Origin of the sequence: Pseudomonas graminis (assembly GCF_013201545.1) — a bacterium.
In the GTDB taxonomy this organism is placed as follows: domain Bacteria; phylum Pseudomonadota; class Gammaproteobacteria; order Pseudomonadales; family Pseudomonadaceae; genus Aquipseudomonas.
In genome coordinates this window covers 4,101,887-4,117,153 of sequence record NZ_CP053746.1, presented here as the reverse complement: position 1 = coordinate 4,117,153, position 15,267 = coordinate 4,101,887, and the positions used below count along the sequence as shown (strand labels likewise).

Below are 15,267 nucleotides of genomic sequence, written 5' to 3'. Positions count from 1 at the left end.
TGTAACCGGTTTCAGAGGACAATAATAATGCCCCTACCATCCGTTGCCATCAGCCTCGGCGCCTTCGGTGCAGATCGTGTTCGCGAGCAAGGCCAGGCCAGTTTTATACCTCTACTCGTCGATGCCGGCGTCAAGCGCATCGAGCTGCGCGAAGAGCTGTTCAGCCCCGGCGTTCATGACCAGGACTTCCCTGCCCTTGCCCGCGCCATTCAGGCTCAAGGCCTGGAGTGCCTGTACTCGGCGCCCCTTGAGTTGTGGCTCGAAGGCGACACGCAACCGAACCCCGAACTGAAACCGACCCTGGAGCGTGCCACCGCATGCGGTGCGTTCTGGCTCAAAGTGTCGCTGGGGCATTTTGGCGAGCACTGCGACGTCGCCGCGCTGGCCGATCGCCTGGCGCCCTACGACGTTCACTTGCTGGTGGAAAACGACCAGACCGAACAGGGCGGCCGCATCGAGCCCTTCGTGCAGTTCTTCGCGCAGATCACCGCGCTGCAAATGCCCATCGGCATGACTTTCGACATCGGCAATTGGCGCTGGCAGGAACAGTCCGCCAGCGACGCCGCGCAGCAATTGGGTCGTTACGTTGAGTACCTGCATTGCAAAGCGATCAGGGTAAATGCAGCGGGCAAGCTCATTGCCGTGCCGCCAGCGCCCGCCGATCTTCAAGCGTGGGAGCAGCTCATCACGCACATGCCGGTTAACCTGCCCCGCGCCATCGAATACCCGCTGCAAGGCGATGACCTGCTGCAGGTGACTCGCCAGCAGGTTGCCCTGCTCGCCCGCCTTGGCCAGTCGCGATCCACTCAATCCAACGCGACCGAAGCGGAGGCGCTGAGCCATGTCTGAGATCGATATTCTCTCGTTCGGCGAAACCATGACCATGCTGGTGGCCGAGCAAACCGGGGACCTGGCGCAGGTTCGCCACTTCGAGAAACGCATCGCCGGCGCTGACAGCAACGTGGCGATCGGTCTGTCGCGGCTGGGCTTCAAGGTCGCGTGGCTGAGCCGAGTCGGCAACGACTCCATGGGCCGCTTCGTCACCGACAGCCTGCAACAGGAAGGCGTCGATTGCGCTCACGTCACCGTGGACGCCGCGCACCCCACCGGTTTTCAGTTCAAGTCCCTGGAGCTGGAAGGCGCCGACCCGGTGGTCGAGTACTTCCGTCGCGGCTCGGCGGCTAGTCACCTGTCGGTCAACGACATCGTCCCGGAGTTGCTCAAGGCGCGGCACTTGCACGCCACGGGGATTCCGGCGGCGCTGTCCGACACCTGCCGGGAGCTTTCCCACGTGCTGATGACGCAAATGCGCGAGGCCGGGCGCAGCGTGTCGTTCGACCCCAATCTGCGGCCTTCGCTGTGGTCGAGCCAGGCAACGATGATCCGCGAAGTGAATCACCTCGCCAGCCACGCCCACTGGGTCATGCCAGGCCTGGCCGAAGGTGAGTTGCTCACCGGTTTCGACACCCCGGCGGACATCGCCCGCTTTTATCTGGACATGGGCGTCGAGGCGGTGATCATCAAACTCGGCGCCAAGGGCGCGTATTACCGCACCCAGCTCAATGAGGCGTTCTTGCCCGGCGTGCCGGTGGCCAACGTGGTCGACACCGTGGGCGCAGGCGATGGCTTCGCCGTCGGGGTGATCAGCGCGCTGCTGGAAAACCTCGGCTTCGAACAGGCCACTGCCCGGGGCAACTGGGTCGGCAGCCAGGCCGTGCAAAGCCGTGGCGACATGGAGGGCCTGCCCACCCGCGCCGCACTCGACGCCGCCGACGTTTCGGCAGGCCTGCGACGACAGAGCGCCTGAACGCTCGCTTTCACACACATCGAACCTGCATCACCTGCTGCGACAAAAACAACATGCTCAGGGAGCCTGAAATGGAAAAGCTGCTCGAATCCGTGAAACACGCCGGCCTCAAACGTCGCTGGCTGTTGATCATGCCCATTGTCTTCATCACCTACAGCCTGGCGTACCTGGACCGCGCCAACTATGGCTTCGCCGCCGCGTCGGGAATGGCCGAAGACCTGAATATCACCCCGGGCATGTCGTCATTGCTCGGTGCGTTGTTCTTCCTCGGTTACTTCTTCTTTCAGGTGCCCGGCGCCATCTATGCGCAGAAAAAGAGTGTCAAGAAACTCATCTTCGTCAGCCTGATTCTGTGGGGCGGCCTGGCCACCCTGACCGGCATCGTCTCCAACGCCTACATGCTCATCGGCATCCGCTTCATGCTCGGCGTCGTCGAAGCGGCCGTCATGCCGGCCATGCTGGTGTACCTCTGCTACTGGTTCACCAAGGCCGAACGCTCCCGTGCCAATACCGTGCTGATTCTCGGCAACCCGGTGACGATGCTGTGGATGTCGGTGGTGTCCGGCTATCTGGTGGCGCACTTCAGCTGGCGCTGGATGTTCATCGTCGAAGGTTTGCCGGCGGTGATCTGGGCGTTTATCTGGTGGCGTCTGGTGGACGAGCGTCCCGCCCAGGCCAAATGGCTGACCGTCGAAGAAAAGACCGAACTGCAATCGCGCCTCGACGCCGAACAGGTCGGCATCAAGCCGGTGAAAAACTACGCCGAAGCCTTCCGTTCTCCGCGCGTGCTGCTGCTGGCCGCGCAGTATTTCTGCTGGAGCATCGGCGTCTACGGGTTCGTGCTGTGGCTGCCGACCATCATCAAGAAAGGCATGCAGATGGACATGGTCGAAGCCGGCTGGCTCTCGGCCCTGCCGTACTTGGCCGCGGTGATCGGCATGGTGCTGGTGTCGTGGGCGTCGGATAAAACCCAGAAGCGCAAAGCCTTTGTCTGGCCGCCGCTGCTGCTGGCCGCCGTCGCGTTCTACGGCTCGTATGCGCTGGGCACCGAGCACTTCTGGTGGTCGTACTCGCTGCTGGTCATTGCCGGTGCCTGCATGTACGCGCCTTACGGTCCGTTCTTCGCGATCGTCCCGGAAATCCTTCCCGCCAACGTTGCGGGCGGCGCCATGGCATTGATCAACAGCCTCGGTGCGCTGGGTTCGTTCGCCGGCTCGTACCTGGTCGGTTACCTCAACGGCGTCACCGGCACCTTGAGCGCGTCGTACCTGTTCATGAGCGGCGCACTGCTGGTCTCGGTGGTGCTGACGCTGCTGCTCAAGCCGGACAGCAAGGCCCGGCCCCTGAGCGACAAGCCCGGCGTCGGTTCTGCGCCTGCCCATTCTTGATCGGAAACTCTTTTGATGACTCAGCATGTTGTGCTCTACAAGAAACTCTCGGCGCCGCTGATGCAGCGCCTGCAAGCCCAGGCCGAGGTCACGCTGATCGATGATCCGAAATCCCGCGACGGCCTCGCCCGTCTGCGCGACGCCCTGCCCCATGCCGACGCCTTGCTGGGCGCGAGCGTGAAGCTGGACGCCGAACTGCTGGACCTGGCGCCGAAGCTCAAGGCGGTGTCCAGCGTTTCGGTGGGCGTCGATAACTACGACATCGAGTACCTGACGCGGCGCGGCGTTCTGCTCACTAACACCCCGGATGTGCTGACCGAAACCACCGCCGACACTGGCTTTGCGCTGATCATGGCGACGGCCCGTCGTGTGGTGGAGCTGGCCACTATGGTCCGCGACGGCCAGTGGCAGCAGAACATCGGGCCGAAGCATTTCGGTTCCGACGTGCATGGGAAGACCCTGGGCATCATCGGCATGGGCCGCATTGGCGAGGCGGTCGCCCAGCGGGGCCATTTCGGTTTCGGGATGCCAGTGATCTACCACAGCCACTCACCGAAGCCGGCCGTGGAAGCGCGCTTCGATGCCCGCTATCGCAGCCTGGAAGACTTGCTGCGCGAGGCGGATTTCGTCTGCCTGACCGTGCCGCTGACCGCTGAAACCGAGGGGTTGATCGGTGCCGAGCAGTTCGCGCAGATGCGACCCGAGACGATCTTCATCAACATCGCTCGGGGCAAGGTGGTGGACGAGCGGGCGCTGATCGCCGCGCTGCAGAACGGACAGATTCGCGCGGCGGGGCTGGATGTCTTTGAACAGGAGCCCGTGAGTCCGGACTCGCCGCTGCTGAAGATGGACAACGTGGTGGCGACACCGCACATGGGCTCGGCGACCCACGAGACCCGCGAGGCGATGGCCCGCTGTGCCGTGGATAATCTGCTGGCGGCCCTGGCGGGCGAGCGACCGAAGGATCTGGTCAACCCCGCTGCGTGGAATGGCTGATTGATACTCTGTGGGATATGGGAATGCTTGCGATATCAGCCAGCTCGCAGCACCTCTGGGGGTGACCGGGGTGAACTCAGGATCTTGGGCACGCCGCAGGACGTGTAGGAGTGAGCTTGCTCGCGAAGACTGAGGTTCGTCCGCTGGAGATCTAGCGGCTTTGCCGCTCTATTCGCGAGCAAGCTCGCTCCCACAAGATTGCGCCGGTCCTTCAAGCTTGCGCGCCCCGAACAGACCGCGCCGCTTAAATCACAAACCGCGCCACCATTGCTTTCAGATCAACCGCCAGTCGCGACAGTTCATGGCTGGCCGCGCTGGTCTGGTTGGCGCCCGCCGCTGTTTGCGCGGCGAGGTCGCGAATGTTGACCAGATTGCGGTCCACCTCCCTCGACACCTGCGCCTGTTCTTCCGATGCACTGGCGATGACCAGGTTGCGCTCGTTGATTTGCGCAATGGCTTCAGTGATCAACTCCAGCGCGTCACCCGCCGAACTGGCCAGGCTCAGCGTGGTGCGGGTGCTGTCGGTGTTGCGTGACATCGATTGCACGGCGTCGCCGGTCCGGGTCTGGATGCCGGCGACCATCTGTTCAATCTCCGTCGTCGACTGCGCGGTGCGGTGTGCCAGCGCGCGAACCTCGTCGGCGACCACGGCAAACCCGCGACCCGCCTCCCCCGCACGGGCGGCTTCGATGGCCGCGTTAAGCGCCAACAGATTGGTCTGCTCGGCGATCGAGCGAATCACGTCGAGCACCTTGCCAATATCACGGCCCTGGGCCGCCAAGCCTTCCACCAATCCGGAAGTGGCCTGGATCTGCTGGGTCATGTCCTGAATCGACTTCACCGTCTCGACCACCCGATCACGGCCCTGACGTGCGGTCTGGTTGGACTGCTGTGACGCTTCGGAGGTCGACACCGCGTTGCGCGCGACTTCCTCGACCGCTGCGGTCATCTCGTTGACGGCCGTTGCCGCCTGCTCGATCTCGTTGTTCTGCTGCTGCAAACCGCGCGAGGACTCTTCTGTCACCGCGCTCAGCTCTTCAGCCGCCGACGCCAGTTGGGTGGACGAGCCGGAAATCAGCTCGATGGTCTGGCGCAGATTGCGCTGCATCGTTGTCAGGGCACGCAACAGCTGCGCCGCTTCGTCCTTGCCGTCGACCTCGATGGGCCGGGTCAGATCACCGGACGCAATCTCCTCTGCTGCGCGAACCGCGCGGGTGAGCGGGCTGACGATACTGCGGGTGAGCAACCACGCCAGCAGTATCGTCAGCAGCACGGCGACCACTGAAACAGCAATGATGCTCAGGTTGGCACTGTCATATTGCTGCCGCGAAATAGCCGCTGCATCAGTGGCGCCTTTCTTGTTGATGGCAATCAGTTGATTGATCTGGACACCCATAAGGTCGGTGGCCTCTTTCATACGGGTGTTGATCATCGCGCGCATATCGTCAGTCTTGTCCTGCCGAGACAAGTCCAGCACCTTGGCTTGAACATCAAGGAACGTTGCAAGTGTCGCTTCAAACTGGTTGTACACCGTTAGTTCTTCGCCCTCCGCAGGCAGCGCGGCGTAGGCTTTTTTGGCGTTCTGCAACTTGCCGATCAGCTCGGCAATACGGGCATCGGTTTCACGCAGGGAGGCCGGTTCACGGTTGACGAGAGTGCGGAAGGAAGTGATGCGTAACCGCAAACTGTTCTCCAGCATCTCGCTTAGATAGCCAATACTGGGCAGTTGGTTGGACTCCATGTCGATGGTGGCCTGGCGAATCACCGCCATCCGGTTGACCGAGAACACGCTCAAACCGACTACCAGTGCGGCAATGAACGCGAATCCCAGGAATGCACGAGGCGCAATGTTCATGTTTCTTATCGACATGGATGATCTCTCTTGAAGGCTGACGCTGCGTCGAGTCTTTTTATTGACGCTTGCCCTGCTATCGGCCGCGCATTAACTTTCATGCGGGCGAGTTAAGCGTTTATAGATATATATTTTTGGCCACTGACTTTAAATCAGGGGTTTTATATAGCTATAACGATTCAGCACTTATTCCGGCATGCACTTGGATATAAGCGATTCATGATAAAGATCAACGAAACATGAAATTCTCAATTGTGTAGGATTTATTTCCCGACACTGTCAGAACTCGGTGCTACCTTTACCTGACTCGTGGTCTGCGGGTCAGGCTTCATCACGCGACGTGTCGATCGCCGAAGCCTGAACAGACCTGCCGTTTTCCTACCCTGCGGAGCTTGTGAAGTGCTCGATTGAACGAGGTGGGTCCATGAATAAAGTGACATTCCCGAACGCCTGCCAGCTGATGCGCTGGCATTTTCATCCGGTGGGCTTCGAAGCCAACATGGATGCGCCCGGCAGCATGGTGGCCCGCCTGTTCGACAGGGCCAGCGGCGAGACAGTGATCGCTATCGCCGCCATCCCCTGCGCCACGGTGATGAATGCCACAGACGTCGAACGCATCATCGAAGCCATTGAGCTCGAGGTCGAAACTTTCATTCCGAGGCGCTCGCTGTACCTCAATCGGGCCTGAGCGCCTGTGGGTTTTAGCTTATTCAACTGAAGTGCTGAGAGATTCGCCGGATGAAGTGCCAGGGGAAGAGGCCCCTCGGCGATCATCGAAAAACGCCTTGTCCCCCGCCACCCGCGCCGACGCACGTGGGATGTTCCCATCGTCATTGCCAGCGGACTCAATGAACCAGTAGCAGTGGCGAACGGCGCGCGTAATGGCCACGTACGCCAGGCGCAAGACCTCATCTTTCTGCGCGTTGTCGAACGCTTCCAGATCTCCTTCTCGGCCCAGCCCCGTCAGCTGATAGACCTGATTCTTGTACGGCGACTGCGTCAGATGCTGGCAATCCCCGAGCAGAAACACCGCGTCAGCCTGTAGGCCCTTGGCGCTGTGATAGGTCAGTTGCTTGAGGCGGCGGTCCTGGGGCGGCAGCGTGTAGTCGGCATCGGCGAGGGCCTGCAGGGCTTCCGGCAAGCGGCTGCGTTCACTGCCTTTGCGGTACAGCAGCAGCACCGAGTCGCCGGCGTGGTAGTGCTCGGTCAGGCTGGCCAGCAGCCGGTCGTCGTTACGATCGAGCACGGTCACCGGCAGCAGCTCCTGCACCGGGCCGCTGGCGCGGGCCTTCTTGCCGCTGATTGCCGGCGCGGCACGGACGATGTGTTCGGCGGCGTCGATGATGTGCTGGTGGCTGCGGAAGTTGTCGCTGAGCATGACCTTGGTGGTCGCGGGCGAGGAAAACTCCTTGGGGAACTCCATGAAGAATTTTGGCGAACTGCCGCGCCAGCCGTAGATCGATTGCCAGTCATCGCCGACGCAGAGCAGCGATGAACGCTGGGCACCGCGGCCCAGATGCAGCGCCGGGCCACGACTGCGGATCTCCCGCAGACTGGCGCGGATCCACGAGACGATCTGCGGCGAGACGTCCTGAAACTCGTCGATCATCAAATGCGACAGCGGGCGCAGGCCGGCATCGCTGACCAGCTTGAGGTTTTCCGGCGAGTTTTCGCCAAACAGCGAGAACATCCGGTTGTAGGTCATCACCGGCGGCGATTGATCCAGCAGGTGGTTCTCGAACGCTTTCCAGAACAGGCTCAGCGCCTCGAAGAAAAACCGGTCAGGGTCCTGCTCGGAAAAGCTCATCTGCGCCACGGCGCTCGGCACATCCAGCCCGAGGTTTTCGATGAAACTGGCGGCTGCCACGAAACAATCCAGCAGTGGCGCCGCGCTCAGCTCGCCTTTGACCTTGTAATCGAAGCCCGGCCCCGCCACGGCCGCGCCGGACAACGACTGCATCATGCCCCGCGAGGCCTGGTAGTTTTCCAGCCAGATCACCGGCTTGCGGCAGAACGCCTGGAACAGCGTGCGCTTGATCACCCACTCCGCCCACACCGGCAGCTTGGCATCCGGGCGGCGCAGGTGCTGGTCTTCGCCGGGGTCGAAGCCCAGGACGATCCACGCATCCAGCTCGGCGGCATAGCCGTGGACGTGAAAGGTCAGGCCGCTGACTTCGACGGTCTGGCGCATCGGCTCGACGCCCTGAATCGGCCACGCGCCAGCGCGAATCCACAGGTCTTCGATGACGTCGCACAGCTCCTCGTCGCGCTTCGACGACAGGCCCATCACGGTGATGCGTTTTTGCACGTCCGGGTGATCGCGGTCCAGCTCCTTCAGTTGCAGGGACTGGCGGTACAAGGGCGCCATGACCTCGCGAAAACGCGGGTTGGCGGCGTATAAATCGCGGTAGCAGAGGTTCAACTGGTGGCGCTGGGCGTCATTGATGCGCAGGTCGAAAGGGTTGCTGTCGGCGCTGTCGTCGAATAGCTGGCCCGACTGGCTGCTGAGGTTCTCGAACGCCTGCAATTGCTCGAAACCCGGCAGGCTGCGCACCAGCGGCAGGATGCGCGAATGGAACGTGCGCACCACCTCGCGGGCCTGACGCAGGGTCAGCTCATGGCCCCACAGCGCCATGATCTCGACCAGCTTGTTGATGAAGTCCTTGCGCGACTCGCGGGTGAAGGTCACCACGGTCATCGAGTCCAGCTCGAAGCCCAGGTAGTGGTTCAGCAACAGCACGCGCAGAACCAGCGACGTCGACTTGCCCGCCCCGGCGCCGGCGATCACGTAGGTCGAGGGTGTGTCGCTGAAAATCATCTTCCATTGCGCGGCGGTCGGTTGCGCGTGGGCAGGCAGTTTCTCGGCGACGTCCGCCTTTATGCGCTTTTTCAGCTCGTTGGTGAGGGGCAGGCGCCAGTCGTCGAACAGGTGATCGTCAACCCTCGGGCCGCGGTGCTCCAGTGGCCGCGTGTCGCGGATCACCAGCACTTGCCGACCTTCTTCGATGCCATCGAAGCGGCCCTCGTTGTAACCCTCGTTCACGCCTTCGGCGTGGCCATTGAGGTAACCATCGGCATGGCCCTGCTGCCACGACGGCACGTGCTGCGCCTGCATGCGCGACAAGCCGCCGCCGAACATGCGAGCCATTAGCCGTTTGAAGAACGGCAGACGTTCGGGGATGTTCAGGTCAGGCGGCATCTGGTGGGAAGGCTGGCTGGAGGATTTGGGGGGTAGCTCGGCGGAAAAATCGTGCGGCACGCGGGCTCCGGGTTTCGGCGTTATCGACAGGGCGCCTATGGTCGCCCCATTCGTCACTCAGCTCCAGTGAAATGCTTTCCTGTCAGGGAGTTAGCCGATCAAGGGCAGAGGGTTGGTAGCCTGGAAAAATGGTTAAGTATCGAATTAACCGATTGCATTCATGCAGAACTTACGCTTTTTATCGATGATTAGTTGATAGATCATTGCTCCATCGACTGACAAGTCATCACCAGCGGCGCCCTGCCACAGGCCCGGCCCTGCTACGGAGGAACTGATCATGCTGCAACTTCGACCTTTCAAATCCCTTGGCGGCGCAGACCACGGCTGGCTGAATGCCCATCACCATTTCTCGTTCGCCAGTTACTACGATGAGAGCCGGATGAACTGGGGCCAGCTGCGGGTCTGGAACGATGACGTGATCGAGGCCGGCACGGGCTTCCCGCGTCACCCTCACCGGGACATGGAGATCATTACCTATGTGCGTGAGGGCGCCATCACTCACGAGGACAGTCTGGGTAACCGTGGCCGTACCGAAGCGGGCGATGTGCAGGTCATGAGTGCCGGCACGGGTGTGGCGCACAGTGAATACAATCTGGAGTCGAAGGAGACGCGGATTTTCCAGATCTGGATCATGCCGGACGAGGTCGGTGCTCCGCCGTCCTGGGGTGCCAAGCCGTTTCCGAAAGGCGACCGCGAAGGCTTCGTGACGCTGGCGAGCGGCAAGGCGGACGATGATATCGAGCTGCGGATTCGGGCCAACGCCCGGTTGGTGGCGGCGAATCTGAAGGCCGGTGAAACGGCTGAATATGTGCTGGACGCTGGCCGCCGTGCGTATCTGGTGCCTGCCACTGGTGTCATCGAGATCAACGGTCTCCGTGCCGAGGCACGGGATGGTGTGGCGGTTGAGGATGAGCGTGTGTTGCGGGTGACGGCCATCGAAGACAGCGAGATCGTCCTGGTGGATGTGGCTTAAAAAGCCGTAAATCAAGATCAAGAGCAAGATCAAGAGCGTCTGCCTGGGGGGCAGACGTTTCGCCTGCGGCGACTTACTTTTGAAAAGCACCAAAAGTAAGCAAAAGTGCCTGCTCCTGGTTTGGCCCCTCGTTCCTCGGGGTTCCTTCACTCCGGTCCCGCTCCGTGGGCCCGCGCCGAACGGACATCCCTGTCCTGACGGCGCTCTCGCCGCATCCATGCGGCTCGACCCACTGCGCGAAACCTCCGTTCAGCCTGCACCAAAGTCGCGTCTGGCGGTGACTGGACCCTCTGTGTACAAAGATCAACAGCAGATCAAAGACAGATCAAGGGCTTCCCGGCTGAAGCCAGTCCTACAAGACACCGCGTGCTTTCAGTGGGACCGGCTTTAGCCGGGAAAGCGTTAGTGGGCACGCCGCAAATTGATGGTGAATGAACCGGCCCCTTCCCGGCTAAAGCCGGTCCCACAAAAGCGCCGCGTTTTGTCAGTGGGATTGGCGCGGACTGTAGGACAGGCTTTAGCCGGGAAGCTTTTGCTTTTGCTTTGCTTTGATTTGCTTTTGATCTTCTACGCGGTAGTCCAGACACCGCAAATCGCGACTTTGGTGCAGGCCGAACGCAGACGACGCGCAGTGGGCCGAGCCGCATGGATGCGGCGAGAGCGCCGTCAGGACATGGATGTCCGTTCGGCGCGGGCCCACGAAGCGTCGTCGGAGTGAGGGTATTCCGACGAAGGAGTAACCCAACCAGGAGCAAGCACCCTTGGTTACTTGGGGATGGTGCGACTTTCGACTTTTCCAAGTAACTCGCCGAAGGCGAAATGTCTGCCCTTAGGCAGACGCTCTTGATCTTCGTACCTTCAAGGCGCTATCGCGCCATCCACGAGCACTTGTGCCTCAGCCACCAAACGCTTGAGGTGATCCTCGCCCTTGAAGCTCTCGGCATAGATCTTGTAAATATCCTCAGTGCCCGACGGCCGCGCCGCGAACCAGCCGTTCTCGGTGATGACCTTCAAACCACCAATCGCCTGATCATTGCCCGGCGCCTTGCTCAGGATGCTCTCGATCTTCTCCCCCGCCAGCTCCGTCGACGTCACCTGCTCCGGAGACAGCTTGCTCAACAGCGCCTTCTGCTCGAAGTTAGCCTTTGCCTCGACGCGGGTCGACACCGGCTCGCCCAACTCATCGGTCAACGCCTTGTACATCTCGCTCGGGTCGCGACCTTTGCGTGCGCGGATTTCCGCTGCCAGTAATGCCGGAATCAAACCATCCTTGTCCGTGGTCCAGACGGTCCCGTCGCGACGCAGGAACGACGCACCGGCACTCTCCTCACCACCAAAGCCCAGCGAACCCTCGTACAAGCCTTCGGCGAAGAACTTGAAGCCTACCGGCACTTCGTACAGGCGGCGGCCCAGACGCTGGGTCACGCGGTCGATCATCCCGCTGCTCACCACGGTCTTGCCGACGGCCGCATCGGCGCGCCAATCCGGACGGTTCTGGAACAGGTAATCGATGGAGACCGCCAGGTAATTGTTCGGCGCCAGCAAGCCACCGGTCGGCGTTACGATGCCATGGCGGTCGTGGTCGGGGTCGCAGGCGAAGGCCACCTGGAAGCGGTCCTTCAAACCGATCAGGCTCTGCATCGCGAAATTGGACGACGGGTCCATGCGGATCTTGCCGTCCCAGTCCACGCTCATGAAGCGGAAGGTCGGATCGACGAACTTGTTCACCACTTCCAGATTAAGGCCGTAGTGCTCACCGATGGCCGACCAGTACCGCACGCCTGCCCCGCCCAACGGGTCAACGCCCAGATGCAGACTGGCACCACGGATGGCGTCCATGTCGATGACGTTTTTCAAGTCCGCGACGTAAGTATTGATGTAATCGTGGCGATGGGTGGTGTCGGCGCGCAGGGCTTTTTCGTGGGTAATGCGCTGGACGTTGACGATGCGCTCGGCCAGCAATTCGTTGGCTTTGTTCTCGATCCACTTGGTGATGTGCGAGTCAGCCGGGCCGCCGTTGGTAGGGTTGTACTTGAAGCCGCCGCTTTCCGGCGGGTTGTGGGACGGCGTGATGACGATGCCGTCGGCCAGGCCCGAGGTGCGCCCGCGGTTGTAGCAGATGATGGCGTGGGAGATCGCCGGCGTCGGGGTGTATTCGTCACCCTCGGAAATCATCACGTTGACGCCGTTGGCTGCCAGCACTTCCAGCGCTGAAGCGGCCGCCGGGGTCGACAGCGCGTGGGTGTCGGCGCCGAGGAACAGCGGGCCATCGATGCCGTTGGCCTGGCGGTACAGGCAGATCGCCTGACTGATGGCCAGCACGTGCCACTCGTTGAAGCTCAATTCGAAAGAGCTGCCGCGGTGCCCGGAGGTACCGAAGGCAACCCGCTGGGTCGCCACCGACGCGTCGGGCTGGCCGGTGTAATAGGCCGTCACCAGACGAGGAAGATCGACCAGCAATTCTGCAGGCGCCAGTTTGCCCGCGAATGGACTGATACTCATGCGAAACCTCCGTGGATGAAAAACAGGGAAATGACAAAAAGAAAAGGTCCCGACGAGGCGGGAAACAACTTGAAACGCCGCCTGAAATGACAGTGCCGCGGCAGTTTACTGGCAGTTGGACCGTGGCGCTCGGCTATCGATCCGTAACGCCTTGAGACATTTAGCTGACGTACATCATAGCTGCCACCATGCCGGCAGTAGCTGTTGGATCTTGCGCTCAGCAAAGCGATCGTCGATCAGCACTACGACACCGCGATCGTCCAGGCCGCGAATCACTCGGCCGGCGGCCTGTACCACTTTCTGCATGCCGGGGTAGAGATAGGTGTAGTCGTAACCGGCGCCGAACAACAGGCTCATGCGCTGCTTGAGTTGCTCGTTGACCGGGTTGATCTGCGCCAGCCCCAAGGTGGCAATGAACGCGCCGATCAACCGCGCTCCCGGCAGGTCAATGCCCTCGCCGAATGCTCCGCCCAGCACCGCAAAACCGATGCCCTGACTGCCCGGCGTAAACCGCTCGAGAAAGGCCTGCCGTTCCGCCTCGGCCATGCCCCGGGATTGCTTCCAGACAGGCACGGCCGGGTGGCTGCGCTCCATTAAATCTGCCACTTGCTGGAGGTAATCGAAGCTGCTGAAAAAAGCCAGATAATTACCCGGCCGCGCCTCGAACTGCCGCGCCATCAGCTCGACGATGGGCGCCAGCGAGGCCTGCCGATGGGTGTAGCGGGTGGAAATGCGGCTAACGATTTCCACGTCCAGCTGCGAGCGTTGGAAGGGCGACTCGACGTCGACCCACGCTGTGGTGTCGGGCAGGCCCAGCAGGTCACGGTAGAAATGCCGTGGATTGAGGGTCGCGGAAAACAGTACCGCGCTGATCGCCGCGGTCAGGCGCGGACGCACAAAACCCGCCGGGACGACGTTGCGCAGGCACAGGCGGGACAGCGACTTGCTGCCCAGCTCACGCTTGCTGATGTCGAACAGAAAGTGCTCGTCGAACAACTCCGCGATGCGACCGAACTGGATCGCCTCGAAATAAAAACTCTGCAGCTCACCGTTGGCCGCATGGGGGTGCTCGTTGAAATAGTCGCCGAACGCCGTAATGCACAGATTGAGGCTGTTGAGAAATTTGGCCGGCGTGGCGGCATAGGCCTGATAGGGCGCGACTTGCTCCTTGTGCAGGGCATTCCAGTCGCGGTTGAGCCGCTGCAAGGCTTTTTTCACCGGCGCCGGCGCGCTCTGCCGCACCTGATTCATGCTGTACTGATCGAGGGTTGCGCTGTACATCGACCGCGTCCGCTCGACCATGTTGTGGGCCTCGTCCACCAGCACCGCAACGCGCCACTGATTGAACTGACTGAGCCCGAACAGCATGCCGCTGAGGTCGAAATAGTAGTTGTAGTCGGCGATCACCACGTCCGACCAGCGCGCCAGCTCCTGGCTCAAATAGTACGGACATACCTGATGGCCCAGCGCAACCTCACGCACGCCTGCCTGATCGAGCCACGGCTTGATCATTGCCTCACTGCGCGCCGCCGGCAGCCGGTCGTAAAAACCTTTGGCGAGCGGGCATGAATCGCCGTTGCACGCCTTGTCCGGGTACTCGCAGGCCTTGTCCCGCGCCACCATCTCCAGCACCCGAAGGCTCAGCTCCGGAGCACTTCGCCCAATCACACTCAGCGCATCCAGCGCCAGCTTGCGCCCCGGGGTCTTGGCGGTCAGGAAAAACACCTTGTCCAGCTTGCGCGTCGGCGCGGCCTTGAGCATCGGGAACACCGTGCCGATGGTCTTGCCAATGCCGGTGGGCGCCTGGGCCATCAAACAGCGTCCGGTGCTGACCGCCTTGTACACCGACTCGGCCAACACTCGCTGCCCGGTACGAAAACCGTCGTGGGGGAACTTCAGAGCGCTAAGCCCAAGGTCTCGGGCGTCGCGATGGGCAAGTTCCTGCCGCGCCCACTGCAGGAAAATTCCCGCCTGAATTTCGAAAAACCCCTGTAACTCGGCGGCCGTGAAACGCTGCTGAATGAGGGTTTCCTGCTCACTGATGATGTTGAAATACACCAGCGCCAGATTGACCTCGGCCAGCTGCATTTGCTGGCAGAGCAACCAGCCGTACACCTTCGCCTGGGCCCAGTGCAGCTGCCGATGGTTGGCGGGCAGACTGCTCAGATCGCCGCGATAGGTCTTGATCTCCTCGAGCTGGTTCAGCGCCGCATCGTAGCCATCCGCCCTGCCCCGAATCCTCAGCTCATGAAACACCCCGCTCAACGCCACCTCAGCCTGATACTGCGGCCCCCGCCGCGCCGTCACCGTCCGATGCCCGGCAATCCCCTCCTGCGCCGTGGGCGACGGGGTAAACCGCAAATCCAGATCCCCCGCCTTCGCCGTGAACTCACACAACTCCCGCACCGCGACCCGATAACCCGTTTCGGGATCGACAGCCGCAATCTCCACAGGCTCGACAGAAACTGCGCGGTTATCGGGGTAGATAGC

General features: G+C 61.7%; 10 protein-coding genes. 6 read left to right on the top strand and 4 right to left on the bottom strand.

Going from position 1 to position 15,267, the window contains the following annotated elements:
• Window positions 1–27: 27 nt before the first annotated feature.
• The 4 genes from FX982_RS18425 (at window position 28) to FX982_RS18410 (ending at window position 4,191) form a co-directional block, all read left to right on the top strand.
• A complete protein-coding gene (locus FX982_RS18425; protein ID WP_172611949.1) occupies window positions 28–849 on the top strand; it encodes a sugar phosphate isomerase/epimerase family protein in 822 nt (273 codons plus the stop codon).
• The gene (locus tag FX982_RS18420) at window positions 842–1,807 is read left to right on the top strand and encodes a sugar kinase (RefSeq protein WP_172611948.1); all 966 of its coding nucleotides are present in this window, start codon (window positions 842–844) and stop codon (window positions 1,805–1,807) included. Before FX982_RS18425 ends, FX982_RS18420 begins: the two co-directional genes overlap by 8 nt.
• A 71-nt stretch (window positions 1,808–1,878) precedes the next feature.
• Complete coding sequence (locus FX982_RS18415; protein WP_172611947.1) at window positions 1,879–3,195, top strand: MFS transporter; 1,317 nt, start codon at window positions 1,879–1,881, stop codon at window positions 3,193–3,195.
• Between the two features lie 15 nt (window positions 3,196–3,210).
• Complete coding sequence (locus FX982_RS18410; RefSeq protein ID WP_172611946.1) at window positions 3,211–4,191, top strand: 2-hydroxyacid dehydrogenase; 981 nt, start codon at window positions 3,211–3,213, stop codon at window positions 4,189–4,191.
• Between the two features lie 244 nt (window positions 4,192–4,435).
• Here FX982_RS18410 and FX982_RS18405 read toward each other — a convergent pair whose 3' ends face one another.
• Window positions 4,436–6,061, bottom strand: coding sequence for a methyl-accepting chemotaxis protein (locus FX982_RS18405; protein ID WP_172611945.1), 1,626 nt, complete (start codon window positions 6,059–6,061; stop codon window positions 4,436–4,438).
• A gap of 406 nt (window positions 6,062–6,467) precedes the next feature.
• Here FX982_RS18405 and FX982_RS18400 point away from each other — a divergent pair, with 406 nt between their 5' ends.
• Window positions 6,468–6,731, top strand: coding sequence for a DUF1652 domain-containing protein (locus FX982_RS18400; protein ID WP_197983975.1), 264 nt, complete (start codon window positions 6,468–6,470; stop codon window positions 6,729–6,731).
• A gap of 18 nt (window positions 6,732–6,749) precedes the next feature.
• Here FX982_RS18400 and FX982_RS18395 read toward each other — a convergent pair whose 3' ends face one another.
• A complete protein-coding gene (locus FX982_RS18395; protein ID WP_172613099.1) occupies window positions 6,750–9,242 on the bottom strand; it encodes a UvrD-helicase domain-containing protein in 2,493 nt (830 codons plus the stop codon).
• Window positions 9,243–9,579: 337 nt separating this feature from the next.
• Here FX982_RS18395 and FX982_RS18390 point away from each other — a divergent pair, with 337 nt between their 5' ends.
• Entirely contained in the window at window positions 9,580–10,275 is a 696-nt protein-coding gene (locus FX982_RS18390) for a pirin family protein (protein ID WP_172611944.1), read from the top strand.
• Window positions 10,276–11,133: 858 nt separating this feature from the next.
• On the opposite strand, the gene pgm is transcribed toward FX982_RS18390, so the two are convergent.
• Complete coding sequence (pgm, locus tag FX982_RS18385) at window positions 11,134–12,777, bottom strand: phosphoglucomutase (alpha-D-glucose-1,6-bisphosphate-dependent) (RefSeq protein WP_172611943.1); 1,644 nt, start codon at window positions 12,775–12,777, stop codon at window positions 11,134–11,136.
• Window positions 12,778–12,951: 174 nt separating this feature from the next.
• Complete coding sequence (locus FX982_RS18380) at window positions 12,952–15,228, bottom strand: ATP-dependent DNA helicase (protein WP_254074937.1); 2,277 nt, start codon at window positions 15,226–15,228, stop codon at window positions 12,952–12,954.
• Window positions 15,229–15,267: the final 39 nt, after the last annotated feature.